This window comes from Pseudomonas fluorescens, from assembly GCF_001902145.1.
In the GTDB taxonomy this organism is placed as follows: domain Bacteria; phylum Pseudomonadota; class Gammaproteobacteria; order Pseudomonadales; family Pseudomonadaceae; genus Aquipseudomonas; species Aquipseudomonas fluorescens_BV.
The window spans coordinates 40173-65994 of sequence record NZ_MRST01000014.1; the positions used below are offsets into that span (position 1 = coordinate 40173).

Below are 25822 nucleotides of genomic sequence, written 5' to 3' on the forward strand. Positions count from 1 at the left end.
TTCGTTGATGCTCGGTATATTCACCCCGAGCTTACGATAGCCATGAAGGCGTGTCGTGTGGACAGGGATAGTCATATGAGTCGAGCACACTTGCGAGCTATTTTTTTAGCTTCGCTCCTGGGCGCTGCAACCAGCACGCCCGCAGCCACCGCTGAATCTTCGGTGTATCTGTATAACTGGTTCGGGTTTCTTGAACCGCAGACGCCTAAGCAATTCCAGCAGGAGACCGGCATCAAGCTGCATATGGATGCTTTCGACAGCGCCGAAATCATGCAGAGCAAGGTCATGGCTGGGCGCACCGGCTATGACTTGGTCGTGGCCACCTCCAATGTATTACCCGGCTTGATCAAGGCGGGGGTGCTGCAGCCGCTGGATCGCGCGCAGTTGAGTAACCTTTCGCACATCGACCCTGACATCCTTTCCCTGCTGGCGGTCAATGACCCTGGTAATCGCTACGCCGTGCCCTATGTCTGGGGTACCACTGGCATTGGCTACGACGTGGATAAAGTCAAGGCGGCGCTGGGCGATGACGCCCCGGTGGACAGTTGGGACCTGATCTTCAAAGAAGAAAACATCAGCAAGCTCAAGTCTTGTGGCGTAGCCATGCTCGACTCCCCCAGCGAAATCATTTCGATCGCCTTGCACTACTTGGGGTTGCCCAGTAACAGTACCGATCCAGAGGATTACCAGAAGGCCCAGGCGCTGCTGTTGAAAATCCGTCCCTATGTGCTCTATTTCGACTCGTCCAGAATCGACGCCGACCTGGCGGACGGCAATATCTGTGCAGTCGTCGGCTGGGCCAATGGTGCGCTGGCCGCTCAGGCGATTAATGAAAAGTCCAACAGCGGCCGCAAGATTGCCTACAGCCTGCCGCGCGAAGGCGCCTTGGTCTGGTCTGAAAACTGGGTGTTGCTCAAGGATGCTCGCCACCCAAAGGCCGCTCTGGCGTTCATCAACTACATGCTGCAGCCGCAGGTGATAGCCAAGACGTCCAACTACATGCTCTATCCCAACGCCAACAAGGATGCCACTGAGTTCGTCGAGCAAAAGTTGCGGGATAACCCTTGGATCTATCCCGATAAAAAGACCATGGCCACACTGGTTCCGCTTGAGCCCTTGCCGCTGAAGGCGGAGCGCATTCGCACACGGGTCTGGACCAAGGTCAAAAGCGGTACGTGACGGGGTCGGGGAGGGAGACAGCATGCGCCAGGGTGGTGATCAGCGTTATTTAGAGTCGGACGACTACAAGGCCTACAAAGAGATTGAAGAACAGATCGGCCTCTGTACGCCAGAGCAAGCCTGGGCCATGTATTACGTTTCGACGGGCATGGTGCGTGAAAACATTACCCTGGCCGTGATGGAGCACATTGGCCGGGGCAATCGTGCCCTGTTGCTTGAGTTTCCAGACCTGGTGCGAATCGCAGGGCGTGACGCTGAGCCGGGGGAGATCGCCTCCAACTGGCCTCTGCTGCGAAGGCGTCGTCGATAAGTCTACTGTGCGTATCTCTGGGTGGGAGAGGTGCAGGCGGTTGTAGGTTATTATTGTGAGGCTTGTAGGGAAAGTCTGTGATTTTTGTAGGGTAGATGCCTCTTCGCCCTGTGCTCTCTACTCTGGCCACCCATTCTCCTTGTCCACTTCAGAGAACTGACCGGATGCTTCAGCTTGATTTCTATTCAACCCTCGTTGCCGCTTCACTGGTGCTATTGCTGGGGCGCGGGCTTGTAGCCCGTATCGGCTTTCTGCGTACTTACAATATTCCGGAACCGGTAGCCGGTGGCCTGTTGGTCGCCATGCTGCTCCTGGCGTTGCGCGCGTTTGCCGATATCGAAGTACGCTTCGATCCTTCATTGCAAACCCCGTTGATGCTGGCGTTCTTTGCCACTATCGGTTTGAACGCCGATTTTGCCAGCCTGAAGAAAGGCGGGCGGATCCTGGCGGTGTTTCTGCTGGTGGTTACGGGCTTGCTGGTGGTGCAAAACGCCATGGGTATCGCGCTGGCCTCGGCGCTCGGGCTTGACCCATTGATGGGCCTGCTCGCGGGTTCGGTGACCTTGTCCGGTGGGCATGGCACCGGTGCGGCCTGGGGCGCGGTATTCAGTGAGCAGTATGGCGTGGCGTCTGCGTCTGAATTGGCGATTGCCTCGGCGACCTTTGGCCTGGTGCTCGGTGGCCTGATCGGCGGGCCCGTGGCGCGTTTTCTGATCAAGCGGGTCGAGGTTCCAGGTATTGGGCAACCGCAATCGAGCCTGGCCAAGGGGTTCGAGCAACCGAACGAAGAGCGCCTGATCACCGCGTTTTCGTTTATCGAGACCCTGGCGCTGGTGGCGATCAGCCTGCAGGGCGGCAACTTGTTGAATGCCGCCATCCACGGCACCGCTTTCGAATTGCCGACGTTCGTGTGCGTATTGTTCGTCGGTGTGGTGCTGCGCAATGGGCTGTCGATGCTCGGCTGGCATCAGGTGTTCGAGCGCGAAGTCTCGGTGCTGGGCAATGTCAGTTTGTCATTGTTCCTGGCGATGGCGCTGATGTCACTCAAGCTCTGGGACTTGGCGGCACTGGCTTTGCCGATTGTCATTCTGCTGGCCGCACAGGCATTGCTGATGGCGCTGTTCGCGATTTTCGTGACGTTCCGGGTGATGGGCCGCAACTACGATGCGGCGGTGCTGGCGGCAGGCCATTGCGGCTTCGGGCTCGGCGCCACGCCTACGGCGATTGCCAATATGCAGGCGGTGACGCAGCGCTTCGGGCCCTCGCAGATCGCGTTTCTGGTGGTGCCGATGGTGGGCGCGTTCTTCATCGATATCGCTAACGCGGTGGTGATCAAGTTGTACCTGGCGTTGCCGTTCCTGGGTGCTGCTGGGTGAGTGTGTCATCGCATGTCCAGGTCGTTCATGGTCTTGGATGGCTTATTTGTGCAAAACTCGCACAGGTTATGTTCGGTGCGCGGTGTGTTCGATGATGGGGTAAAGCCCTAGGATTCTTTCACGCAATCAAACGATGAAGGAAATACCTATGCAGCGTTTTACCCGCCGTTTTCTCGCCGCTTGTGCAATTTCTGGCGTTATCGCCAGTGCCGGAGCCATGGCTGATGATCATCCCACCATTCGGAGCATGTCCGGCGCAAAACCGGTCAGCGAGTTGCCGGCCGGCAAATCCGCATTGCTGGTGATTGATTTCCAGAATGAATATTTTACTGGCCGCATGCCGATTTCCGACGGCGCAAAGGCGCTGGCTAACACCCGCAAACTGATCGAATTCGCCGACCGCCATCACATGCCGGTCTATCACGTCCAACACATTGCGCCGGCCGGTTCGGCGGTATTTGCCACCGATGGCGAAACCGTGAAGTTTCATCCTCAGATGCAGCCTCGCGACAATGACACGGTTGTACAGAAGACGACCGTCAGCGTATTCGCCAGTACCGATCTGGACAGCCGCTTGAAGAAAGCCGGTATTACAAACCTGATCATCACGGGCCTGATGACTCACGCTTGCGTTGCCGGTGCCGCCCGTGACGCGGCCCCGCTGGGATATAACGTACTGGTGGCCTCCGATGCATCGGCAACTCGCGCCATTACCCGGGTCAATGGAGACACGGTTGATAAGGACGCGCTGCACAAGAGCGCCCTGGCTGAAATCGAAGACACCTTTGGCGACGTGATGACCACTGCCCAAGTTCTTGAATTACCGGTGCGATAAGACCCTATGAATCAGATGCTCGCGATGCGTGTCTTTCGTTGCATCGTTGAGGCCCAGGGGTTTTCAGCCGCCGCTGAGCGGCTGGATACCACTCACTCCTCGGTGTCGCGGCACTTGCAGCAATTGGAGTCCACGCTCGGCGTGCGTCTGATCAATCGCAATACCCGGCGCATGAGCCTGACTGCCGCTGGCGAACGTTATTACACGGCATGCGTGGACATCCTGGATCGCGTCGATGCCGCCTCACATGCCGTCACCCTGGAGCAGGATCGACCTTCCGGGCTGTTGCGCATCAGCGCTCCGCTGGTCGTCGGTACTTTGGAGCTGGCCCATTGGTTGCCGGCGTTCCAGCAACGTTATCCGGACGTACAAGTCGATCTGTCCTGTTCGGACTCTTTCGTCGATCTGGTGGCCGATGGCTTCGATGTGGCTATCCGCATTTGTGGTCCGTTAGCCGACAGCAGTCTGGTCGCGCGGTTGCTCACGGTGTCGCCGATGGTCATGGTTGCATCGTCAGCCTACGTATTCCGACATGGTCTGCCCCGCAGTGCCGCTGAGCTCAATGAGCATCGGCTGCTGACATTTGCCTCGACTGATCAATGGTCGCTGCTGAGTGACAAGAACGAGCCGATAACCGTGCCCGCTATTGGCACCTTTCATACCGACACCATCACTGCGTTGTACGCCTGTGCCCTGGCGGGCGCAGGCGTTGCCGCGTTTACCCTGACCACCGTGCAGGATGATCTGCTGGCAGGGCGGTTGGTACGGATTCTTCCTGAATACACGCTGGGCGTGCGTCATTACTATGCGCTGTATCCCCATGCCCGAAACTTGCCCGCCAAGGTCCGGGCATTTGTCGCGTTCATGGTTGAGTATTACCGATTCAAGTCGATATAGCTCCGTTATCTTCTGCTCACGGAAATTGAAGGCCAACTGGGTTTCCAGCGAGTTCTCGTTGGGTATGCGCTGAGGGCTGTGTTGTTGTCGAGTATTGTGCCTGTCGCGATGGCCCTGCAAAGCGTGATTCCACACACACAGCCGATCCCCTATGGGAGCTGTCGAGCTTTAGCGAGGCTGCGAAAGCGGTGGGTCAGGCAATAAATATATTGGCTGTATCGCCGCCTTCTCAGCCTCGCTTGGGCTGCGGCTCGGTCAGAGCTTTGGCAACTGTCCGATGCGGCCCATCATTTCAGTGACGATCTGCAGGTCCAGCAGGAACTGGTCGACGGTCTTGAATTCGCTGTCGGTGTGCCCGGTGTACTTCTCTTCCGGGCGGGCCAGGCCGAATTGCACGCCGTTGGGCAGGTCGTGGACCGAGGTTGCGCCGGCCGAGGTGCCGAATTTGTGCGCCATGCCCAGGTTTTCAGTGGCCACTGCCAGCAAGGCTTTTACCCATTCGCCTTCAGGGTTGCGGTACATCGGCGTGTCCAGCGAGTAAGTGAAGCTCACGTTGACCTTGGCGTTCTTGTCCCAGGCGTTCAGCTTCTGCTCGATTTGCGCCTTGAGCGCCTCCGGGGTTTTACCTTTCGGCGCGCGCAGGTTCACGGCCAGTTTGAAGGCCTTGTCATCCTGCCCGACAAAGGTCAGCGAGGTGGTCAGCGGCCCCATGAAATCATCCGCGTAGCCCACGCCCAATTTGCCGCCCAGGTAATCCAGGCCCCAGTTGTCGGCGGCATACCGTGCGGCGTCGGTGATGTGGTTGTGCTGGAGGGCGACCTTGCCGTCGAGGCTGTGGATCAGGTCCAGCATGCGCGCCACCGGGTTGACCCCGGTTTCGGGCTCGGAAGAGTGAGCGGATACGCCGCTAACCGTGAGTTTGACGTCCTTGCCATCGACCTTGGCCGTCACCTGGAAATTGCCACCGTTGCGCTTGGCATAGTCGGCACCGGCCTGTTGCAGGCTGGCGGCCAGTTCGGCGGGGGTATCACTGACCAGCGTGGCAACCGAGGCCGACGGAATCTGGTTGTTCGCCTTGCCGCCGGTCATCGCGATGATTTCTGCGCCTTTGCCTTCGCCTTTACGCACCGGGAAGGTGGCCATGACCGTGCCCGAGCCTTTCTCGGCGATCACCACCGGGTAACCGCCGTCCAGCGCCAGGTTGTATTGCGGCACGGGATTGCGTTCGAAGTAGTAAGGAATGGCATCACCGGCGGTTTCTTCAGTGGTGTCCACCAGCAGTTTGAACGTGCGCGCCAGTGGCAGTTTTTCTTCCTTGATTACTTTCATGGCGTACATCGCCACGACGATGCCGTTCTTGTCATCCTCGGTACCGCGGCCATACATGCGGTCGCCAATCAGCGTGACCTTGAACGGGTCGAGTTTGGTACCGTCTTGCAGCACCCAGTTTTCCGGGGTCACGGGCACCACATCGGCGTGGGCATGCACACCCACGACTTCATCACCGCTGCCCTCCAGGGAAATTTCGTACACGCGGTTATCGACGTTACGGAAGTTCAGGTTGAAGGACTTGGCCAGGGCCTCGATCTTGGCGGCGATCTTGAGGAATTCCGGGTTTTTGTACTGCGGTAGGCCGTCTACGTTGAACGTCGGGATTTCCACCAGTTCACGCAGGGTTTCGAGCGCGGCTTTGCCATATTTAACGCGGGTGTAAATGCCCAGCAGGCGATTGATCTCGTTCTGCTGCTCGGCGCTCAGGGGTTTGTTGCCCAGAAACGCGCTGATAGCCGGGCCGGTGTCAGCCGCTTTGCCCAGTTCGGCCTGGGCCAGAGTGCCGAGGAAACCGCGAAAATCGGTAACCGAGGTCTCGTTGAACTGCTTCAGGATTGCCGTGCTTTGGTCTGCGCTGATGTTGGCGAAAGCGGGCGTGGCGACGGCCGAAAGGCTGGCGGCGAACAGGGTGGCAACCGCCAATTGCTTAAGTGGAAAGTGCATGGTTGAAGGCATTCCTTTGCAGGTAGTGAGTGGTAGGTTTCTGACGGAAGAGTCAGAAACATTTCCACACACTACCATTACTCAGGTGCCCAAGGTCAATGCTGGCCAGGGTGGGGAGCGGGATACTCTTGCGTCACGCTCAGGGCTCTAGCGTAAGGCCCATCCCACAGTTGTTCATGCAACTGGCCTACACGACTGGCCATCGCCTCACTGCGCATCACCACCTCCAGATTGCGCGAATTATCCAGGTAACCGCCCAACCAATTGCTGGTGCCGACCCACGCCACTTGCCCGTCGATCTCCATGGTTTTGCTGTGTATCACCCGCGCATAAGGGATAAAGCCTTGCTTGGCTTCGGGCAGGGTGACGATCTTGATCTCGACATTGGGCAGCACCGCCAGGCTCTTGAGATACGGCAGCTCCAGTGGGTCGGTGTTCCAGTTGGACACCATCAGTTTGATCGACACGCCACGGGCAGCGGCGGCGCGCACGGCGTTGTCGATCACTGCGTAGTAGGGTCGGGTTCGATCCGGTCCGTAGGACAGCGGCGCGTAGTCGAGCAATTGCACGCGCACTTCTTTTTGGGCTTCGCCCAGCAGGCGCGGCAGTTCCAGTTGTGAGTCGCCCACGCCGGGCGGGTTGTAGCGTTGCGGGCTGGCCACCAGGTAGTTGCCGGTACGTGCGGGTGTCGGGCCGCTGGCGGGTAGCGGCACCGGTTGTTTACCCGCCAGCGCGGCCTGGGCTTGCCAGTCTTGCTCGAAGATCGCCTGCACCTGGCCCACCACCGTTTTGTCAGTGATCCGCAGCCCGGTTTCGTGGATATGTTCCAAGGCGCGCCAGTCGAAATTCTGACTGCCGACAAACGCCTGCTTGCCATCCACCAGCAGGTACTTGGCGTGGATGATGCCGCCGCTCAGTTGCCCGTAGGGCAGCACGCGCAAGGTCAGGTTGGGAATGGCGCGCAAGCGTTCCAGGGTGGCGGCGTCCGACAGCTTGATACCTTTTTCTTCGAGCAGGAAACGAATCTTCACGCCGCGTTTGCCGGCGGCTTCCAGGTGTTCAAGCACCGTGTTCATCACCGAGCCAGGGTGGTCCGCGGCGTAGAACTGGCCGATATCAATGTGGCTTTTGGCGCCGTCGAACAGCTCGATCCATACCGGGCCGGGCTGGCGCAAATCGTCGGTGCCCAGGGCGGTGTCCACAGGCACGGTATGCACCAATTCAAAACCTGGAATGGAAAAGTCCGCCTGGGCCAGCGGACTGAGGAGCAAGCCGGTCAGGCCGGCGATACGCAACTTCATCGAAAGGGACATAAGCGTCTCATCGCACCGAGGGAAAAGGCGAGCGCCTCAGGCGCCCGCCTGCAGGTCAGGCCATGCGGCTGTGCAGCGGGGTGGGCACGCGATGGGTCACTTCGTCCTGCGCGCGGGCGCCGGTGGCGGCGCGGATCAACAGGATCTTCAACTGGTCGTTGATGCGCTCCAGGCTGTCCTGAAAAAAGTTGTGAAACACCACGCAAAACAGCGCGATGGCGATACCTAATCCCGTGGCGAACAAGGCCGTACCGATACCCCCGGAAATCTGCCCTGGGTCCGACACGCCCGCGGTGGCCAGCGCCTTGAAGGTGTCGATGATACCGAGAATGGTGCCCAGCAGGCCCAGCAGTGGGGCGGCGGTGGTGATGGTCTCGATGATCCACAGGCTGCGGGCCAGCGGGGCGCGGGTCTTCAGGTACTGGGTGTCGATTTCGTCGTCCAGGTCCTTGCGCGAACCGTGGGTCGCCTTCTGGGCCAGCACCGGCAAGATCATGTTCAGCGGCAGGCTGTCGCGACGGGTCAGGTTTTCCGGCAGGTCACGCTCGCTGTGCACGTTGGCGCCCAGGGCGTCGATCAACGCGCGAGCCTGGCGGCGCACGTAGGCGAAGTAGATACCGCGTTCGATGGCGATGAAGATCGCAATGGCCATCGCCGCGTACATCACATAGAAGGTGACGTCGTGGAGCAGGTTCATATCCATGATGGTGTTCCTCTTGGGGGGAGTCTTAGAAATTCGCTTCCAGCGATACCGTGACGGTACGGTCCAGGCCGACGATGTACGCAGGGTCGCCATCGAGGAAACCGCTGTAGCTGGCCGCGTTGGTCTTGGTGGTGTACACGCCGTCCAGGTACTTCTTGTCGAACAGGTTGTCGACGTTCAGGCGCAGGGTCGCGTCCTTGACCACTTTCTTGTCCACCGGCAGGTAAATACCGGCGCCGAGGTTGAACACGGTGCGACCGGAGATCGCCTCGTCGTTGGTCAGGTCGCCATAGAGCTTGCTGGTGTACTTGCCGCCGAAGGTGCCGTAGAAGCGTCCGTCGTCATACCCGATGTTTGCCGCCAGCATGTTCTTGGGCACGTTGGCGAACTGCTTGCCGCTGGTGGGCAGCACGATGGGTTTGCCGGCGTTGTAGACGGTCAGGTCATCCTGTTGCTCGGCCTTGGTGTAGGTGTAGGAGGTGTAGTAATTGAAGTGGTGGGGCAACTGGCCGCTCCACTCCAGCTCCAGGCCTTTGTTGACCACGGAGCCGGCGTTGATGTCGGCAAAGTCACCGTTGATGTCCCGGGACGAAACCTGGCGGTTCTTGAAGTCCATGTAGAACAGGGTGGCGGCCAGGGTCATATCGTCGCCGCTGTAGCGCCAGCCCAGTTCGTGGTTCCAGCTGGTTTCCGGTTCGGCGTCGATCGAGCCGGCGCCTTTGTCGTACAGCACGTAGTTCTGCGGCACCCGCATGTTGCGCGACACGCTGTAGAACAACTGGTCACGCTCATCCAGCTGGTATTTCAGGCCGGCGTTGGGCAGCAGTTTGTTGTAGGTCTGGTTACGTTTTTCCGGGCGTTCGTTGAGGCTGCCGTGGTTGGTGCCTTCACGCTCGACGTTCATGTAGGCCAGGCCTGCAATAAAGGTCCAGTCCGGGTTGATGTACCAGGTGTCCTGGGCCCAGACCTTTTGCGCTGGCGTCACGGTGAAACGGTCGCGCCCCTGCACGGTGTTGCCGTTGGCATCGACGATGGCGCTGTTGGAATCTGGCCAGGTGTCCACTGGCTTGCCGTTGCTCTTGAGCGGAATGAACGGCTGGGTCTGGCTCTGGCGTGCGCGCTCGTACCAGTAGCCGAATTGCAGGCTATGGTCGCCCAAATCCCAGGTCAGCTTGGTGGTGATGCCCGGACGCCAGGTCTGCGTGCGCGAAGGGCGGTAGTACACGCCGCTGTTGGGTGTGCCGTCGGCGTTGTATTGGGCGGCGGTGGGCAGGTTGCCGAGGTCGAACACACCGCCCTGGTTGGAGCCACGGTTGAGGGCATAGCTGGATGAACCGACGCCGCTGCCATTGCCCCAGTAGTAATACGGGATCACCGACAGCGCGAGGTTATCGGCCAGTTTGAACTGGGTGTTGAGCACGGCGGTGAAAGTCTGGAACGGGTTCTGCGCCAGGGCGTAATAGCTGTTGTACTTGCCGTTGCTGCCCACGCTGGGTGTTGCCGGGTAAGGGTCGTACTTGCGGCCATATTGCTGGAACTGCGCCTTGGTCAACTGGCTGTAACTGTTGTTGTCCTGCTCGTGGTACTTGAGGATCAGGTTGGCGGTGTTGCCATTGCCGGCGTCGAAGAAGCTGTTCCATTCCACCTTGTCCGCGCGTACCGCGCCCGAGCCGCGCCACATCTCACCTTCGGTATGGGACACCGACAGCCAGTTGCTCAGGCCGTTGATTTCGCCGGTATTGAGGCGGGCAAAAGTCTTGCGCGTGGCATTGCTGCCGACGACCTGTTTGACGAAGGCGCCGGTTTCCTTGGTCGGGCGAATCGTCACGATGCCAATGTTGCCGCCGCTGGAACCAATGTGCGGGCCGTCGGATTCCGAAGCGCCTTGGGTGACGAAGATCTGGTCGATGTTTTCCGGGTCGCCCAGCAGGTTGGAGTACAACGCGTAGTTGCCCGAATCATTGATCGGCATGCCGTCCACCGACATGCCCACCTGGTCGGAGTTCATGCCGCGCATGGTGAAGCGAAAGCCCGACAGGCCAGTGTTGTCTTCACTGGAGATGTTCAAGCCCGGGGTGTACTTGAGCTTGTCGATGGCATTGCCGGTGGCCGCCTGTTTATCCAGTGCTTCCTTGGTCACCGTGGAGCGGCCCTTGATGCTCTCCTCCGGCACCATGTAACCGCCCCCGGCGGTCGCCTTGCCCTGTACCCCAATGGTGCCGACGTCACTGTCGCTGGTCTCTGCCATGACCATCCCCTGGGTCATGCTGGTCGCGGCCACAAGTGCCAGATGAATACGGGTGAATTTCATCACTGTCGTCCTGGTGTCGGTGCTTATTGCACGCTGTAGTTGAAGGTGGCGGTGAAGCGTTGCTCATTGCGCCCCCCGAAGGCTTGCTCGGGGAACGGTTTGACTTGCTTGATGCGACGCAAGCTGTTGGTGGCTGCCCGGTTGAGCAACATGCTCGAGGCCTGGGTTTGTAAACCTGAGTCGAGGACGCGGCCCTGACGGTCTACCAGCAGCCACACCACCACCTCGCCGCTCGGGCGTTCGAGGGACGCCTGGCGCCCGGTGGGGTACTGCTTGTAGGTGTCCAGTTCGTTGCGCAAGCCTTTGAGGTAACCGCTTTCCAGGGCCTGGCCATCGACTTTCGGTGGCGCCGGTGGGGCAGGCGTCGGTGCCGCTTGAGTGACGGCGGCCGGGGCTGGCTTGGCGGCCACCGGTGGCGGCGTCGGCGCAGGCTTGGCGACTACGGGCGCAGGCTTGGGCACAGGTTTTGGCTTTGGCTTGGGTTCGGGTTTTGGCAGCGGCTTGGGCGGTGGCGGCGGGGGCGCCGGCTCGGCCTCTTCCTCTTCGATCACCGGCGGTGGCGGTTCTTGCTCCACCACCGGTTCCGGTATGACTTGCGGTTCCGGCTCGACCAAGGCCAATTCGACCGCCGACTCGTCATACACCGGCTCGACCTTCAATGTCTGGGACTGGATACCCAGTGCAATCAGCACCAGGGCGATCAGGGCCGGGACACTGCCCAGCAGCTGACGCGCACGAAACAGAACGTACATGATCAGGACTTACGCGTGGCGATGGACACGGAGGTGAAGCCACCCAGGCGCAGGGTGTCCATCACTTCCACCAGGCGCGAAACCTCCACGCCTTTGTCGCTGTTGACGATGATCGTCGACTTGGTATCGGGCTTTTCGGCAGCCTTCAGCGCCGGCACCAGGGCCTCCACCGTCAGGTCCTTGCCGTCCAGTTGCAACTGGCCTTCCAGGCCCAGGGTGAGGATGAATTTGTTTTGCGGCTTGAGCTGCTGCGAACTGCTGGCGCTGGGCAATTGGGTCTTCATGCCGAGCGCGGGAATCACGTTCAGGCTCACCAGTACGAAAAACACCAGGAGGAACATCATCACGTCGATCATCGGGATCAGCTCGATGTGCGCCTTGCGTTTCTTGGGTTCGTCCCAGGTTCTCATTCCGTTACCCCGTCATTGAATTAGGGGCAAAACGCTAACAGCCAAAAATGACCGATTGGTTAACTTTACTTGACCGTTTAGAGGCTCTAGGACGCGTCTCTCAGAAAACTTACCGGTCAGTTTTCAGGCGTAATGAAACTGACACTCGGGGCATCCATGCTTGAGAAATTTATCTTGAGAGCCGGCCTCCATGCCCACTGCACTGCCTCAATTGACGACCCCGCGACTGTTGTTGCGTGCACTGCAAATGCACCAGGCGCAGGTGCTTTTCAGGCTTGCCAACGGGCCGAAAATTGCCGACAACACGGCGAACATTCCATCGCCCTACACCCTGGAAACCGCCCAGGATTTTATTGCCGCGGCCGCCGACAAGTACCGCACTGGTGAACTGCTGAACCTGGGGATGCATGTGCTCGGCACTGACGAACTGGTCGGCATGGTCAGCCTGCGCATCAACGCTCGCCATCACTATGGGCACTTGGGTGGCTGGGTGGCGGCGCACTGCCGTAACCAGGGATATGCGGCTGAAGCGGCGAGCGCGGTGATGGACTTCGGGTTCGAGGCGCTAGGGTTGCAGCGCGTGGGCAGCCAGTGTTTCGCGCGCAACAAGGAATCGGCGCGGGTCATGGAAAAGATCGGCCTGCGTTATGAGGGCTGCATGCGCCAGGCGTTTCTAAAGAACGGCGTGTATGAGGACTTGCTCGGGTTTGCCACCGTGCGCGACGACTGGGAGCGCTGTCTGTGAGCGGTGGGGTGGATCACGGCCGACGCCGGGTCCTCGGCGGGTTGGCGGTCGCTACCGCGTTTTCGATTCTCAGCCCTTTTGCGCGCAGTGCCGGGGTGGATTATCCGTTCACCCTCGGTGTGGCTTCCGGCGACCCGTTGCCAGATGGCTTTGTGATCTGGACGCGCCTGGCGCCGTTGTTCAACGCCGCGGATGGCCGTGGCGGCCTGAGTCGCTCGGTGCCGGTGCGTTGGCGGGTCGCCAGCGATGCGGCGATGACGCGCATAGTGAAGCAGGGCGAAGTACTGGCGACGCCGCGTTTCGCTCACGCAGTGCATGTCGAGGTGGCGGGGCTGGCGGCGGATCGGCCGTATTGGTACCAGTTTGAAGGGCTCGGTGCGCAGAGCCCGGTGGGCCAGTCGCGCACGATGCCGCCGCTGCAGGCCATGGCCGCGGCCCGGCTGGGGTTTGTGTCCTGCTCGCACTGGGAACGTGGCTATTTCAGCGCCTACCGACACCTTGCCGCCGAGCAGCCGGACCTGGTGTTTTTCCTCGGTGATTATATTTACGACAGTTCCTATGCTGCGGATTCGGGCAAGGTGTTTCGTTCTCACGGCAGCGGCAATGCGCAAAGCCTGAGTGATTACCGCAACCGCTACGCACTGTACAAGACTGATCCAGACCTGCAGGCCCTGCACGCCGCGGCTCCCAGCGTCGTAACCTGGGACGATCACGAAGTACAGAATGACTACGCCAACCGCTGGTCCCAGGACCCGAAGGTGGCGGTGGCGCAGTTTCTCAAGCAACGGGCCGCGGCGTACCAGGCGTTTTATGAACACATGCCCCTGCGTGCCAGCAGCGTGCCGAAGGGGCCGGATATGCGCATCTACCGGCGCCTGGACTATGGGCGGCTCGCGCGTTTTCATGTGCTCGACGGTCGCCAGTACCGTTCCGAGCAACCGTGCATCGCGGCCAATGGCAGCCACCAAGGGCATATTGTCACTACCCCTTGCAGCGACCTGCGTGACCCTGGCCGCACGTTGCTCGGCTGGCAGCAAGAGTCTTGGCTGGACCAGGGGTTTGCCCAGTCCAGGGCGCAGTGGAATGTGATCGCCCAGGATTTGCTGGTGGCGCCACTGATGCAGCGTGACTTAACCAACCATAAGCTTGGCCGCTGGACCGATGGATGGGATGGCTACATGGCTAACCGCTCACGAATGCTGGCGTCGATCGTGCGCAATCGCGTGAAGAACCCGGTGTTCTGGGGCGGGGATATTCATTCGTTCTGGGCCACCGACCTGCATGCCGACGCCGACAGGCCAGACTCGGCGGTGGTCGCCACCGAGTTTGTCGGCTCGTCGGTCACCTCAGATGGCCCGCCCTATGACGCGTTCATGAAGATCATGCCGCTCAACCCCCATGTGAAGTTTTTCGACAGTCGCCAGCGTGGGTATGTGTCGGTGGAGTTGGCGGCGCACAGGATGCTGACAAATTTTCGGGCAATCAGCGACCCGCGTGACCCGGCGGCGACGGTGTCGACGTTGAAGTCGTTCGTCAACGAGTCGGGCCGCCCGAGCGTGGCCCTGTAGGAGCGAGCTTGCTCGCGAAAAACGAAAGGGCGCCGATGGGAATCAGGTATCCCGCGTTATCGTTAACATTCTTCGCGAGCAAGCTCGCTCCTACAGTGTCGGGGTATCAGCGAGGCTGTAGCGCACCGAGAGCGCGCCTTTTTTCTCCGACAACGCCAAGATCGTTACCTGGCCCAGTTCGCTCAACGCTTGAACATGAGTGCCGCCACAGGCGTACGCCGGTAATTCCCCGAAGCCGACTTCACGGGTGCCGTCTTCCAGCGTCATATGGCGGGGATAGTCGGCGGCGATCCATGTGTTGACCCACTGCTGGAGCGCCTGCGCGTCCATGTCTTGCGCGGTCTGGCCACGGATAAAGGTGATCTTGCCTTCGCCGGGCCAATGGTGGGCCTTGATCGGCATCCAGCCCAGGCGTTCGCCGGCATTGCCAATCAAGTGCCCCGCCGAATGCAGACGCGTATGCAAGGCGCGGCGCTGTGCGTCGACTCGTGCAACGACGAGGCCAGGTTCCAGAGGTCGGTCGACGTAGTGCACCACCTGTTCGGCTTCTTGCATGACCCGCAGCACCTGGCTGTCGCCGAGCCAGCCGGTGTCGGACGGCTGGCCTCCGCCTTGGGGATGGAAAATTGTCGACTGCACAATCACGGCGAATTGCTCTTCGTACGGGGTGCAACTGAGCACTTCCAGCTCGGCCGTCAGGTGGTCGTGGGTAAAAAACAGGCGCTCGGTCATCATCTACATCCGCATCAGGGTTCTGTGGGCAGTATAAATAGTGCGCAGATGGGTGATAATCCGCTCAATTATCAATGGACCTGTGCGTCATGAGCATCAATCTTCCTTTGCCGTTATTGGGTGAAATGGCGATTTTCGTCAAGGTCGTGGAAACCGGCAGCTTTTCCGAAGCAGCGCGGCAACTCAGCGTTTCACCTTCGGCGGTGAGCCGCAGTATCTCGCGCCTGGAGCAGGCCCTGGCCACGCGCCTGCTGCAACGCACCACCCGCAAGCTGCGCCTGAGCGAGGGCGGCGAGGAGGTGTTCAAGCGTTGCCAGGAGATGGTCAATGCGGCGCGCTCGGTGATGGAAATCAGTGGGCAATTTACCCATGAAGCCGAGGGGCTGGTGCGGGTCAGTGTGCCCAAGGCGGTGGGGCGATTTGTGGTGCACCCGCATATGCCGGAATTTTTGCGGCGCTATCCCAAGGTGGATGTGCACTTGATCCTGGAAGATAGGCATGTGGATTTGATCGACGACAACGTCGACTTGAGCATCCGCATCACCGACAGCCCACCGCCAGGCTTGGTCGGGCGCCAGCTGTTGCCCATCGAACATTTGTTGTGCGCGACGCCGCAGTATCTGGCCGAGCACGGTACACCGAGCCATCCCCATGATCTGCTCGGGCACAGTTGCATTTATCTGGGTGAGACACCGGGAGATTCACGCTGGAAGTTTCGCCAGGCTGGCAAGGCGGTAACGGTCGGCGTACGCGGCCGGTATGCGGCGAACCACACCGGGGTGCGACTGGAAGCGGCGTTGCAGCATGTCGGGATTGCCAGCTTGCCGTATTTCACCGCACGGCACGCCTTGGAGGCGGGGCAGTTGGTGCAGGTGTTGCCGGGGTGGGATTTTATTGCGTCGTACCATGGCGAGGCGTGGTTGCTGCATTCGCCCACACGTTACCTGCCGCCGAAGTTGCGGGTGTTTATCGATTATCTGGTGGAATGCATGGTCAAGGAGCCCACGCTGCGCCGACGGTAAAAACTGTGGGAGCGGGCTTGCTCGCGAATGCGGTGGATCAGTCTACTTATCTATAACTGAAAGATTGCATTCGCGAGCAAGCCCGCTCCCACATGAGTCCTGTGCCGCTCAGAACTGTCAGTGCTTGCTCTGGTCCTGAGGCATCGCCAGCAGCTGTTTTTCCTGGTTCCAGTCGAACGGTTCGTCGTTCTGTTCGGCTTCATGGCGACGTTCTTCCAGGGCCTGGTACAGGTCCAGTTCTTCGTCGGGCATGAAGTGCAGGCAGTCGCCGCCAAAGAACCACAGCAGGTCGCGGGGCACCAGGTGGGCGATTTGCGGGTAGCGCAGGATGACCTGGCTCATCAGGTCCTGGCCCAGGTACTGGCTTTCGATCGGGTCGATTGGCAACAGGGCGCGCAGTTCGTCGAAACGCTCCAGGAACAGCGAGTGGCTTTCCTCGGGTACCTGTTCGGCTTCGCCGACGGCAACCAGGATGCTGCGCAAGTGGTCGAGCAAGACGAGATGATCGGCAACGACGTTGGACACGAGATAAGGCCTCTAAAGCAAAAACGGGCGCGAGAGTATAAGCCTCTCGCGCCCGTTTTTATATGACCGCTCGACTCAGCGGACTTTACCTTCTGCCTGCATCAGCTCTTCCTTGCTGAAATCATCCACGTCGATCACCTTGCGTCGCGCAGCCTCGGCATCGTGCAAGGTTTGTGCCTCGGCCGGTTGCAGCACGCCGGCCTGCAGGGCCGCGTCGATGGCATGCTCGCCGGCAGCCGGCTTGACCTGGCCGCTCTTGAGCGCGCTGTGGAGTTTTTTCTGCAAGGGGTGGCTGGCACCGAGCAGGTCGTAGGCATGTTGCAGGGCGCCCACGGGATCTTCTGCTGATTGTGGGCGATAACAGCCGGCCAGCAATTCTTCCAGGGTCGGGTCGCCTTTGGCGCGGCCGATCACGGCTGCCACTTCGGCATCCAGAGCGTCGGACGGCCCGGTATGACGACGCCCGAATGGGAACACGATTACCCGCAGCAGGCAGCCCAGCACCTTGTTCGGGAAGTTGCCCAGTAGCTCATCCAATGCGCGTTCCGATTCGCCCAGGCTTTCTTCCATGGCCCAGGCAAACAGCGGCTCCAGATGGTCCGGCGAGTCCAGGTCGTGATAACGCTTGAGCGCCGCCGACGCCAGGTACATGTGGCTGAGCACATCACCCAGGCGGGCGGACAGGCGTTCGCGGCGCTTGAGCTCGCCACCCAGCAACATCATGCTCAGGTCGGCCAGCAGGGCAAACGCAGCCGCCTGGCGATTCAGGGCACGGAAGTAGCCCTGGCTCAAACGGTTGCCCGGGGCTTTTTCGAAGTGCCCGAAGCCCAGGTTCAGCACCAGGGTGCTGGCGGCGTTGCTTACGGCAAAGCCGATGTGTTGCATCAGCAGGCCGTCGAATTCCTTCAACGCCTGGTCATGGTCTTCGCGGCCGGCCAGGGCCATTTCCTTGAGCACGAAGGGGTGGCAGCGAATGGCACCCTGGCCGAAGATCATCAGGTTACGCGAAAGGATATTTGCGCCTTCCACGGTGATGAAGATCGGCGCGCCCTGCCAGTTGCGGCCCAGGTAGTTGTTGGGGCCCATGATGATACCCTTGCCGCCGTGCACGTCCATGGCGTGGCTGATGCACTCACGGCCGCGTTCGGTCAGGTGGTACTTGAGGATCGCCGACAGCACCGACGGCTTCTCGCCCAGGTCCACGGCGTTGGCGGTGAGCATGCGCGCGCTGTCCATCAGCCAGGCGTTGCCACCGATGCGTGCCAGGGCTTCCTGGATGCCTTCGAAGGCCGACAGCGGTACGTTGAACTGTTCGCGCACATGGGCGTATTGGCCGGTCACCAGGCTGGTGAACTTGGCGGCGCCGGTGCCGACGGCGGGCAGCGAGATCGAACGGCCGACCGACAGGCAGTTCATCAACATCATCCAGCCCTTGCCGAGCATCTCCTGGCCACCGATCAGGTATTCCAGGGGGATGAACACATCCTTGCCGGAGTTGGGGCCGTTCATGAAGGCGGCGCCAAGCGGCAGGTGACGACGGCCGATTTCCACGCCAGGGGTGTCGGTAGGAATCAACGCCAGGCTGATGCCCAGGTCTTCTTCTTCACCCAGCAGGTGGTCCGGGTCATGGGCCTTGAAGGCCAGACCGAGCAAGGTCGCGACGGGGCCGAGGGTGATGTAGCGTTTTTCCCAGTTCAGGCGCAGGCCGAGGGTTTCCTTGCCTTGCCATTCGCCTTTGCAGATCACGCCGGTGTCGGGCATGGCGCCCGCATCGGAGCCGGCCAGCGGGCCGGTGAGGGCGAAGCACGGGATGTCGTCGCCACGGGCCAGGCGAGGTAGGTAGTGGTTGCGTTGTTCCTCGGTGCCGTAGTGCAGCAGCAGTTCGGCCGGGCCGAGGGAGTTGGGGACCATCACGGTGGAGGCCAGGTCACCGCTGCGGGTTGCGAGCTTCATGGCAACCTGGGAGTGGGCATAGGCGGAAAAGCCCTTGCCGCCGTATTCCTTGGGAATGATCAGGGCGAAGAAGCCATGGGTCTTGATGTGTTCCCAGGCTTGCGGCGGCAGGTCCATGGCCTGGCCGATTTCCCAGTCGCTGACCATGGCGCAGAGTTCTTCGGTGGGGCCGTCGATAAATGCCTGCTCTTCCTCGGTCAATTGCGCCTTGGGGTAGGCCAGCAATTTGTCCCAGTCGGGGCGGCCACTGAACAGCTCGCCGTCCCACCAGACGGTGCCGGCATCAATCGCATCGCGCTCGGTCTCGGACATCGGCGGCAGCACTTTCTGGAACCAGCTGAACAGCGGCTTGGTGAAGTATTGGCGGCGCAGGTCGGGCAGCAACAAAGGCGCGGCCACCACGGCCAGGAGCACCCAGAAGATCAGCAGCAGCCAACCCGGTGCGTGGCTCCAGGCGCCCATCGCCAGCAGGTAGACGGCGACCACGCCCAGGGCGGGCAGGGGGGCAGTACGGCGGTGTGCCAGGTAGGCAATGCCGACCACCAGCACCAGTATCCACAACAACAGCATATCCAATCCTCCGTGAACCAGGGGCGAAACCACCAGGGAGCTTAGTCGGCATCCGAACAAGCCGGGTGATCAGGGTGTAACAAGGTGTACTGGGCAACCTATCAGCCGGCGCCGGCATTTGGCCGAATCGTCGTTATCTCTCTGGCAGGCCTGGTGGTTAAACTCCAGGCTCCCCTCGGAGATCAAGCTCATGAACACGTACTTGAGTCCCAGCCGCTTCATCGATAGTGACCACCCTGTGGTGGTGGAGTTCGCCGAGAAACATCGCGGAACCCACCCGGATTTAAGTGACCAGGCAGTCAGTCTTTACTACGCGGTGCGTGAGGCCATTCGCTACAACCCCTATACCTTCAGCCGTGACCCCAACACCTTGAGCGCCAGCTTCGCCCTGGCGGCCGGCGAAAGCTACTGCGTGCCCAAAGCCACGTTGCTCGCCGCTTGCGCGCGCCACTGCGGCATTCCTGCACGCATTGGCCTGGCGGACGTGCGCAACCACCTGTCCACACCGCGACTGCTCGCCCTGCTCAAAAGTGACGTGTTCGCCATGCACGGTTATACCGAGCTTTACCTGAACGGCCGCTGGGTCAAGGCCACTCCGGCGTTCAACCAGCAACTGTGCGAAGTGTTCGACGTGCCGCCGCTGGAATTCGATGGGCTGCACGACAGCGTGTTCCACGCGTTCAATCGCCAGGGCCAGCGTTCTATGGAGTACGTGGTGGACCATGGGCAATTTGCTGACGTGCCCGAAGCATTTTTCTTCAGTCATATCCGCCAGTGCTACCCGCACCTGTTTGGCGACGATGCGCCCACCTTGCTCGGCGATATGCAGGGCGATTTAAGCCGCGGCTGAACCGGCGTATGCTGCTGCGTTCATCAAGCCATGTTCATCAACGATAAGGCGCGGTCATGCTGAAGATCTGGGGTCGTAAAAATTCATCAAACGTCAGGAAAGCACTGTGGTGCGCCGAGGAGCTCGGCCTGGACTATGAAGCAATTGATGCGGGCGGGGCTTTTGGTGTGGTCGATACCCCGCAATACCGGGCCATGAACCCCAATGGCCGGGTGCCGGTGATCGAAGATGGCGACTTTGTGCTGTGGGAATCCAACACCATCGTGCGCTACCTGTGCGCCAAGCAGGCATCGGATTTTTACCCCAGCGACCTGCAAGCCCGGGCCAACGCCGAGAAGTGGATGGACTGGACCACTTCCACACTCGCCGATCCGTTCAAAGCGGTGTTCTGGGGCATCGTGCGCACTCCGGCTGACCAGCAAAACTGGGACAGTATCAATGCCGGGCGCCAAGCCTGTATCGACGCGCTCAAAACCGTCGAACAAGCCCTCGCCGAGCAACCCTACCTGTCCGGCCAGGCGTTCGGCATGGGCGATATTCCCTTGGGCTGCTTCATCTACGCCTGGTTCGAGATGCCCATCGAACGTCCCGTTATGCCCCATCTGGAGGCCTGGTACCAGCGTCTGCAGCAGCGCCCGGCCTACCGCAAGGCGGTGATGACCGCGTTGACTTAATACACACTATTAATACGGGTGACTGTACTTGTGCGGCATGGGCACGCACCATGCTCGCACTGCATCGCAGGTTGAACTACCTACGGTGTGCCTTCATCTATTCTTTCTATTCCCTTCTTTGGTGCGTATTTCCATATGAGTTCCGCTCTGTCCATCCGGCAGCTAACCAAAACCTACGGCAACGGTTTCCAGGCCCTGAGTGGTATCGATCTGGACGTTGCCGAAGGTGACTTCTTCGCCTTGCTCGGCCCCAACGGTGCCGGCAAATCCACTACCATCGGTATTCTCTCCACCCTGGTCAACAAGACCAGCGGCACGGTGAATATCTTCGGGCATGACCTGGACAAATCCCCGGCGGCGCTCAAGCGCTCCATTGGCGTGGTGCCCCAGGAATTCAATTTCAACCAGTTCGAAAAGACCTTCGACATTGTCGTGACCCAGGCCGGCTACTACGGCATTCCGGCGAAAGTCGCCAAGGAACGCGCCGAGCAGTACCTGACCCAACTGGGCCTGTGGGACAAGCGTGATGTGCCTTCGCGCTCGCTGTCCGGTGGCATGAAGCGACGCCTGATGATCGCCCGTGCGCTGGTGCATGAACCGCGCCTGTTGATCCTCGACGAACCTACCGCCGGCGTGGATATCGAGCTGCGCCGCTCGATGTGGGCCTTCCTCACCGAACTGAACGAGAAAGGCATCACCATCATCCTCACCACCCACTACCTGGAAGAGGCTGAGCAGTTGTGCCGCAACATCGGCATCATCGACCACGGCACCATTGTCGAGAACACCAGCATGCGCAACCTGCTGGGCCAGTTGCATGTGGAAACTTTCCTGCTCGACCTGAAGAACAATCTGTCGGTGGCCCCGCAGTTGCTCGGCTATCCAAGCCGGTTGGTGAACAGCCACACCCTGGAAGTCCAGGTGGATAAGGCCATGGGCATCACCGCATTGTTCACCCAATTGGCGACCCAGCACATTGAAGTGCTGAGCCTGCGTAACAAAACCAATCGCCTTGAGGAGTTGTTCGTGTCCCTGGTGGAGAAAAATCTGGCGAAGGTGGCGGTATGAGTTCTGAACTGCAACCCAACCTTGTCGCGCTGCAAACCATTGTCTATCGCGAAGTGAAGCGCTTTACCCGGATCTGGCCGCAGACCCTGCTGCCACCGGCGATCACCATGGTCCTGTACTTTGTGATCTTCGGTAACCTGATTGGCCGGCAGATCGGCGACATGGGTGGCTTCACCTACATGGAATACATTGTGCCGGGATTGATCATGATGTCGGTGATCACCAACTCCTACGGCAACGTGGTGTCGAGTTTCTTTGGCAGCAAGTTCCAGCGCTCCATCGAAGAGCTGATGGTCTCGCCGGTGTCACCGCACACCATCCTCATCGGCTACACCTTGGGCGGCGTGTTGCGCGGCCTGATGGTGGGGGTGATCGTGACGCTGCTGTCGCTGTTCTTCACCCACCTGCAGGTGCATCACCTTGGGGTCACCATTCTGGTGGTGGTGCTCACGGCGACGATTTTTTCGTTGCTGGGCTTTATCAACGCCGTGTTCGCACGCAACTTCGATGATATTTCCATCATCCCGACCTTCGTGCTCACGCCGTTGACCTACCTGGGCGGGGTGTTTTACTCCATCACCTTGCTGCCACCGTTCTGGCAGACCGTGTCCCTGGCCAACCCGGTGCTGCACATGGTCAACGCCTTCCGCTACGGCATTCTGGGCGTGTCGGATATCAAGATCAGCGTGGCGATCACTTTCATGATCGTCGCCACCATCGTCTTGTATATCGGCTGCGCGCGGTTGCTGGTGAGTGGGCGTGGGATGCGTACCTAGCCGCTGACGGCACGCGGTAAAAAATGTGGGAGCGGGCTTGCTCGCGAATGCGGATCAGTTGCTGATGCATTGACTGACACGACGCCTTCGCGAGCAAGCCCGCTCCCACATTTGCTATGTGCAGGGCTTTAAGCCTTCAGTGCCAGTTCGATCAGGTCATGCAGTTCTTCAACAGCCAACGGCTGGGCCGAAAACAGAATACGAAACACCGTCGGTGCGGCGAGCAGGTTGATCAGATGGTCAACGCTCGGCGGCTGTTCCTGCGGATAGCGATCAACAATCACCTGCAACTGCCCACTCAGGATGCTCACGCAATACCCTGGCGTAGGGCTGCTTTGCACGTCGCGCATCATATTGCGGCCTACGTCCGAACTCATCTCATCCAGATACTGCTCGGCCCAGGCTTGCAGGTCGCCACGCAGGCTGCCGGTGTTGGCAGGTTCGGTATCGGGGCGCATTCGGGCCAGGGCGACGTCGGCGAGCAGTACTGACAGATCGCCCCAGCGCCGGTAAATGGTCGACGGCGTGACACCTGCACATGCCGCAATCATCGGCACGGTGACGCTGGAACGCTCATGGGCTTCCAGCAATTGGCGCACCGCCCTGTGGACGGATTCTTGTACCCGGGCACTACGGCCCCCCGGGCGGAGGCCTTCTTTGATCGCCATGGGCAAGACCTTAACACAAAGAATTTGCTTTAAGCGCCAGCGAATAGCACACTGCACAAAAGCAAAGTATTAGCTTTAGCGGAGCGTGTCCATGTCCAGCGTCATCTCTCAACGGTCCAGCCTGGCGTTTCTGGTGATCACGGTGCTGACCTTTCTCGCCGCCTCCAGCGCGCCGACGCCGTTGTATCAGGTGTATCAAGACCACCTGCATTTTTCGGCGGCCATGCTCACGGCCATCTTTGGTGTCTATGCCGTGAGCCTGCTGGCGGCGCTGCTGACCGTGGGGTCGCTCTCGGATTACCTGGGGCGCAAGCCGGTGATCTTCGCCGCGCTGCTGCTCAATAGTGTGGCGATGCTGCTGTTTATCGTTGCTGACAGCACCGCCTGCCTGCTGGCCGCCCGCGCGTTGCAGGGCTTCGCGACTGGCACTGCCACAGCGGTATTGAGTGCGACGCTGCTCGATACCGACCGCGTCCGCGGCCCGATGCTCAACAGCCTTGCACCGATGCTCGGCATGGCCAGTGGGGGCCTGGGCAGCGGGCTGCTGGTGGAGTTCGCGCCGTGGCCAACCCAATTGATCTATTACACCCTGCTGGGCTTGATGGTGTTGCAGGCTCTGTATGTCTGGCGCCTGCCTGAAACGGTCAGTCGCATACCAGGCGCCTTGAAGTCCCTGGCGCCAACCCTGCATGTGCCGCCGCAGGCGCGCCGCGCGTTGTGGCTGGCGATGCCATTGAATGTGGCCGTGTGGGCGCTGGGTGGGTTCTTTTCCTCGTTGGCGCCGTCGTTGGTGCGCATCGCCACGGGGTCGACCTCGCACTTGATCGGCGGCGGGCTGGTGGCGGTGGTGACCTTGAGCGGCGCGGTGATGATCTACAGCCTGCGCAACCACGTGGCTGACAGGGTCATGCGCCTGTCGGCTGCACTGCTGGCCGTGGGCGTGGGGTTGTTGCTGGTTGCCGTAAACACCGCCAGCCTGTGGCTATTCTTTGCCGCCAGCGTGATCGCAGGCCTGGGGTTCGGCGGCGGTTTCATGGGCAGTGTGCGCAGTATTGTGGGCCTGGCGTTGCCCCATGAGCGGGCGGGCCTGATGTCGGCGTTCTATGTATTGAGCTACCTGGCGTTCTGCGTGCCGGCGTTGTTGGCGGGTAACCTGAGTCGCGTGTTTGGCCTGGTCGCGACCACGGACGGCTACGGTGCGGTGCTTATCTTGCTGTCTCTCGGGGCCCTTGGTGGGTTGTTGTGGCGGGACTCGGCGCAGGCAAGGGCGAGGGCATGATCGTGATTAATATAGATAAAACAGATAACAGTTAGAGATATTACCCGTTATATAGATATTCGATCAGGTTCTATCATGGCCTCAACCTCAAATGAGGAAGAGGATTAGCCCATGACCTGCTCGACCACTCACCGCTACAAACCCTTCAGCCATCTGGCTCGTCCCCGGGAAGTGATTCGCCAGTTCACTCCGAACTGGTTTGCCGCGACCATGGGCACCGGTGTGCTGGCGCTGGCCTTGGCCCAACTGCCAGTCAACTTGCCAGGCTTGCATGCCGTCGCCGAGGGCCTGTGGCTGTTCACCATTGGCCTGTTTGTGCTGTTCAGCGTGCTGTATGCCGCCCGCTGGGTGATGTTTTTCCACGAGGCGCGACGCATCTTCGGGCACTCCACCGTCTCGATGTTTTTCGGCACCATCCCCATGGGGCTGGCGACCATTCTCAACGGCTTGCTGCTGTTCGGCCTGCCGCGCTGGGGCGGTGATGTGATCCCGTTGACCGAAGCCTTGTGGTGGCTGGACGTCGCCATGTCCCTGGCCTGCGGCGTACTGATCCCGTTCATGATGTTCACGCGCCAGGAGCACAGCATCGACCAGATGACCGCCGTCTGGCTGTTGCCTGTGGTGGCGGCCGAAGTGGCAGCGGCCAGCGGCGGCTTGCTCGCGCCGCACTTGGCCGATGCCCATTCGCAACTGGTGATGTTGGTGACCAGCTACGTGCTGTGGGCGTTTTCCCTGCCGGTAGCGTTCAGCATCCTGACCATCCTGATGCTGCGCATGGCCTTGCATAAGTTGCCTCACGCCAATATGGCAGCGTCGAGCTGGTTGGCGCTGGGCCCGATCGGTACCGGTGCCCTGGGCATGTTGCTGCTCGGTACGGATGCCCCTGCGATCTTCGCCGCTAATGGCCTGGCCAGTGTTGGTGAAATGGCCCACGGTTTGGGCCTGATTGCGGGCATCACCCTGTGGGGTTTCGGTTTATGGTGGATGTTGATTGCGGTGTTGATCACCCTGCGTTACCTGCGCGCCGGTATCCCGTTCAACCTGGGCTGGTGGGGTTTCACCTTCCCATTGGGGGTTTACGCCTTGGCCACGCTTAAATTGGCGAGCCTGTTGCAGCTGGCGTTTTTCAGTGTGTTTGGCAGTGTGCTGGTGGTTGCGCTGGCGCTGATGTGGCTGATCGTGGCCAAGCGCACCGTGCAGGGCGCTTATAAAGGCGAGCTTTTTGTTTCGCCTTGTATTGCGGGGCTAGCGAATAAGTAAGCAGGATTAGGTAAAGTCGTGGCCTGATAAACAAAGGCCACTCAGGAACAC

Annotated in this window: 24 protein-coding genes; 14 read left to right on the plus strand and 10 right to left on the minus strand. The window is 60.3% G+C overall.

Translation table 11 applies throughout. The features are described from left to right. Window positions 1-75 precede the first annotated feature (75 nt). From BUE92_RS02215 to BUE92_RS02235, 5 genes are all read left to right on the plus strand, one after another. Window positions 76-1179 carry a polyamine ABC transporter substrate-binding protein gene (locus BUE92_RS02215; RefSeq protein WP_073521753.1) on the plus strand — a complete coding sequence of 368 codons (1104 nt, stop codon included), beginning with the start codon at window positions 76-78 and terminating at the stop codon, window positions 1177-1179. Between the two features lie 22 nt (window positions 1180-1201). After that, window positions 1202-1489 (plus strand): hypothetical protein, encoded by a 288-nt coding sequence (locus tag BUE92_RS02220; RefSeq protein WP_073521754.1) that lies wholly within the window; start codon window positions 1202-1204, stop codon window positions 1487-1489. Between the two features lie 164 nt (window positions 1490-1653). Then, on the plus strand, window positions 1654-2865 hold the full coding sequence (gltS, locus tag BUE92_RS02225) for a sodium/glutamate symporter (RefSeq protein WP_073521755.1): 1212 nt from the start codon (window positions 1654-1656) through the stop codon (window positions 2863-2865). 148 nt (window positions 2866-3013) lie between these two features. Further along, entirely contained in the window at window positions 3014-3700 is a 687-nt protein-coding gene (locus tag BUE92_RS02230; protein WP_073521756.1) for a cysteine hydrolase family protein, read from the plus strand. A 6-nt stretch (window positions 3701-3706) separates the two neighbouring features. Further along, a complete protein-coding gene (locus tag BUE92_RS02235) occupies window positions 3707-4597 on the plus strand; it encodes a LysR family transcriptional regulator (protein ID WP_073521757.1) in 891 nt (296 codons plus the stop codon). A 255-nt stretch (window positions 4598-4852) separates the two neighbouring features. Here BUE92_RS02235 and BUE92_RS02240 read toward each other — a convergent pair whose 3' ends face one another. The 6 genes from BUE92_RS02240 to BUE92_RS02265 form a co-directional block, all read right to left on the minus strand. Further along, a complete protein-coding gene (locus BUE92_RS02240) occupies window positions 4853-6592 on the minus strand; it encodes a dipeptidase (RefSeq protein WP_073521758.1) in 1740 nt (579 codons plus the stop codon). Between the two features lie 95 nt (window positions 6593-6687). Beyond that, the gene (locus BUE92_RS02245; RefSeq protein WP_073521759.1) at window positions 6688-7905 is read right to left on the minus strand and encodes a phospholipase D-like domain-containing protein; all 1218 of its coding nucleotides are present in this window, start codon (window positions 7903-7905) and stop codon (window positions 6688-6690) included. A 55-nt stretch (window positions 7906-7960) separates the two neighbouring features. Continuing rightward, window positions 7961-8608 carry a MotA/TolQ/ExbB proton channel family protein gene (locus BUE92_RS02250; protein WP_073521760.1) on the minus strand — a complete coding sequence of 216 codons (648 nt, stop codon included), beginning with the start codon at window positions 8606-8608 and terminating at the stop codon, window positions 7961-7963. Between the two features lie 25 nt (window positions 8609-8633). After that, a complete protein-coding gene (locus BUE92_RS02255) occupies window positions 8634-10919 on the minus strand; it encodes a TonB-dependent receptor (RefSeq protein WP_073521761.1) in 2286 nt (761 codons plus the stop codon). A 23-nt stretch (window positions 10920-10942) separates the two neighbouring features. Next, a complete protein-coding gene (locus BUE92_RS02260) occupies window positions 10943-11671 on the minus strand; it encodes an energy transducer TonB family protein (protein WP_073521762.1) in 729 nt (242 codons plus the stop codon). A 2-nt stretch (window positions 11672-11673) separates the two neighbouring features. After that, the gene (locus tag BUE92_RS02265; RefSeq protein ID WP_014717774.1) at window positions 11674-12081 is read right to left on the minus strand and encodes an ExbD/TolR family protein; all 408 of its coding nucleotides are present in this window, start codon (window positions 12079-12081) and stop codon (window positions 11674-11676) included. 190 nt (window positions 12082-12271) lie between these two features. Between BUE92_RS02265 and BUE92_RS02270 the strand changes: the two genes are divergently transcribed. Together BUE92_RS02270 and BUE92_RS02275 are read left to right on the plus strand one after the other, a co-directional pair. Next, window positions 12272-12826 carry a GNAT family N-acetyltransferase gene (locus BUE92_RS02270; RefSeq protein WP_073521763.1) on the plus strand — a complete coding sequence of 185 codons (555 nt, stop codon included), beginning with the start codon at window positions 12272-12274 and terminating at the stop codon, window positions 12824-12826. Continuing rightward, window positions 12823-14394 (plus strand): alkaline phosphatase D family protein, encoded by a 1572-nt coding sequence (locus tag BUE92_RS02275; RefSeq protein ID WP_073521764.1) that lies wholly within the window; start codon window positions 12823-12825, stop codon window positions 14392-14394. The genes BUE92_RS02270 and BUE92_RS02275 overlap by 4 nt, the downstream gene beginning before the upstream one ends. A gap of 90 nt (window positions 14395-14484) precedes the next feature. Here the strand turns inward: BUE92_RS02275 and BUE92_RS02280 are convergent, their stop codons facing one another. Continuing rightward, a complete protein-coding gene (locus BUE92_RS02280) occupies window positions 14485-15126 on the minus strand; it encodes a hypothetical protein (RefSeq protein ID WP_073521805.1) in 642 nt (213 codons plus the stop codon). Between the two features lie 89 nt (window positions 15127-15215). On the opposite strand from BUE92_RS02280, the gene BUE92_RS02285 reads away from it, so the two are divergent. After that, window positions 15216-16148 carry a LysR family transcriptional regulator gene (locus tag BUE92_RS02285; RefSeq protein WP_073521765.1) on the plus strand — a complete coding sequence of 311 codons (933 nt, stop codon included), beginning with the start codon at window positions 15216-15218 and terminating at the stop codon, window positions 16146-16148. A 117-nt stretch (window positions 16149-16265) separates the two neighbouring features. On the opposite strand, the gene BUE92_RS02290 is transcribed toward BUE92_RS02285, so the two are convergent. Both BUE92_RS02290 and BUE92_RS02295 read right to left on the minus strand, forming a co-directional pair. Continuing rightward, window positions 16266-16673 (minus strand): PA2817 family protein, encoded by a 408-nt coding sequence (locus tag BUE92_RS02290; RefSeq protein WP_073521766.1) that lies wholly within the window; start codon window positions 16671-16673, stop codon window positions 16266-16268. Window positions 16674-16748: 75 nt separating this feature from the next. Next, a complete protein-coding gene (locus BUE92_RS02295) occupies window positions 16749-19196 on the minus strand; it encodes an acyl-CoA dehydrogenase (protein ID WP_073521767.1) in 2448 nt (815 codons plus the stop codon). Window positions 19197-19386: 190 nt separating this feature from the next. Here BUE92_RS02295 and BUE92_RS02300 point away from each other — a divergent pair, with 190 nt between their 5' ends. The 4 genes from BUE92_RS02300 to BUE92_RS02315 all read left to right on the plus strand — a co-directional run bounded on the left by BUE92_RS02300 (window position 19387) and on the right by BUE92_RS02315 (window position 22564). Beyond that, window positions 19387-20046, plus strand: coding sequence for a transglutaminase-like domain-containing protein (locus BUE92_RS02300; RefSeq protein ID WP_073521768.1), 660 nt, complete (start codon window positions 19387-19389; stop codon window positions 20044-20046). Window positions 20047-20102: 56 nt separating this feature from the next. Continuing rightward, complete coding sequence (locus BUE92_RS02305; RefSeq protein ID WP_073521769.1) at window positions 20103-20720, plus strand: glutathione S-transferase family protein; 618 nt, start codon at window positions 20103-20105, stop codon at window positions 20718-20720. Between the two features lie 135 nt (window positions 20721-20855). Next, on the plus strand, window positions 20856-21788 hold the full coding sequence (locus tag BUE92_RS02310) for an ABC transporter ATP-binding protein (protein ID WP_073521770.1): 933 nt from the start codon (window positions 20856-20858) through the stop codon (window positions 21786-21788). Further along, window positions 21785-22564, plus strand: a complete 780-nt coding sequence (locus BUE92_RS02315) for an ABC transporter permease (protein WP_003190115.1) — start codon at window positions 21785-21787, stop codon at window positions 22562-22564. Before BUE92_RS02310 ends, BUE92_RS02315 begins: the two co-directional genes overlap by 4 nt. Before the next feature lie 128 nt (window positions 22565-22692). Here the strand turns inward: BUE92_RS02315 and BUE92_RS02320 are convergent, their stop codons facing one another. Next, complete coding sequence (locus tag BUE92_RS02320) at window positions 22693-23232, minus strand: TetR/AcrR family transcriptional regulator (RefSeq protein ID WP_073521771.1); 540 nt, start codon at window positions 23230-23232, stop codon at window positions 22693-22695. Window positions 23233-23323: 91 nt separating this feature from the next. On the opposite strand from BUE92_RS02320, the gene BUE92_RS02325 reads away from it, so the two are divergent. Together BUE92_RS02325 and BUE92_RS02330 are read left to right on the plus strand one after the other, a co-directional pair. Next, window positions 23324-24511, plus strand: a complete 1188-nt coding sequence (locus BUE92_RS02325; RefSeq protein WP_073521772.1) for an MFS transporter — start codon at window positions 23324-23326, stop codon at window positions 24509-24511. Between the two features lie 111 nt (window positions 24512-24622). Further along, complete coding sequence (locus BUE92_RS02330) at window positions 24623-25771, plus strand: TDT family transporter (protein WP_073521773.1); 1149 nt, start codon at window positions 24623-24625, stop codon at window positions 25769-25771. Window positions 25772-25822: the final 51 nt, after the last annotated feature.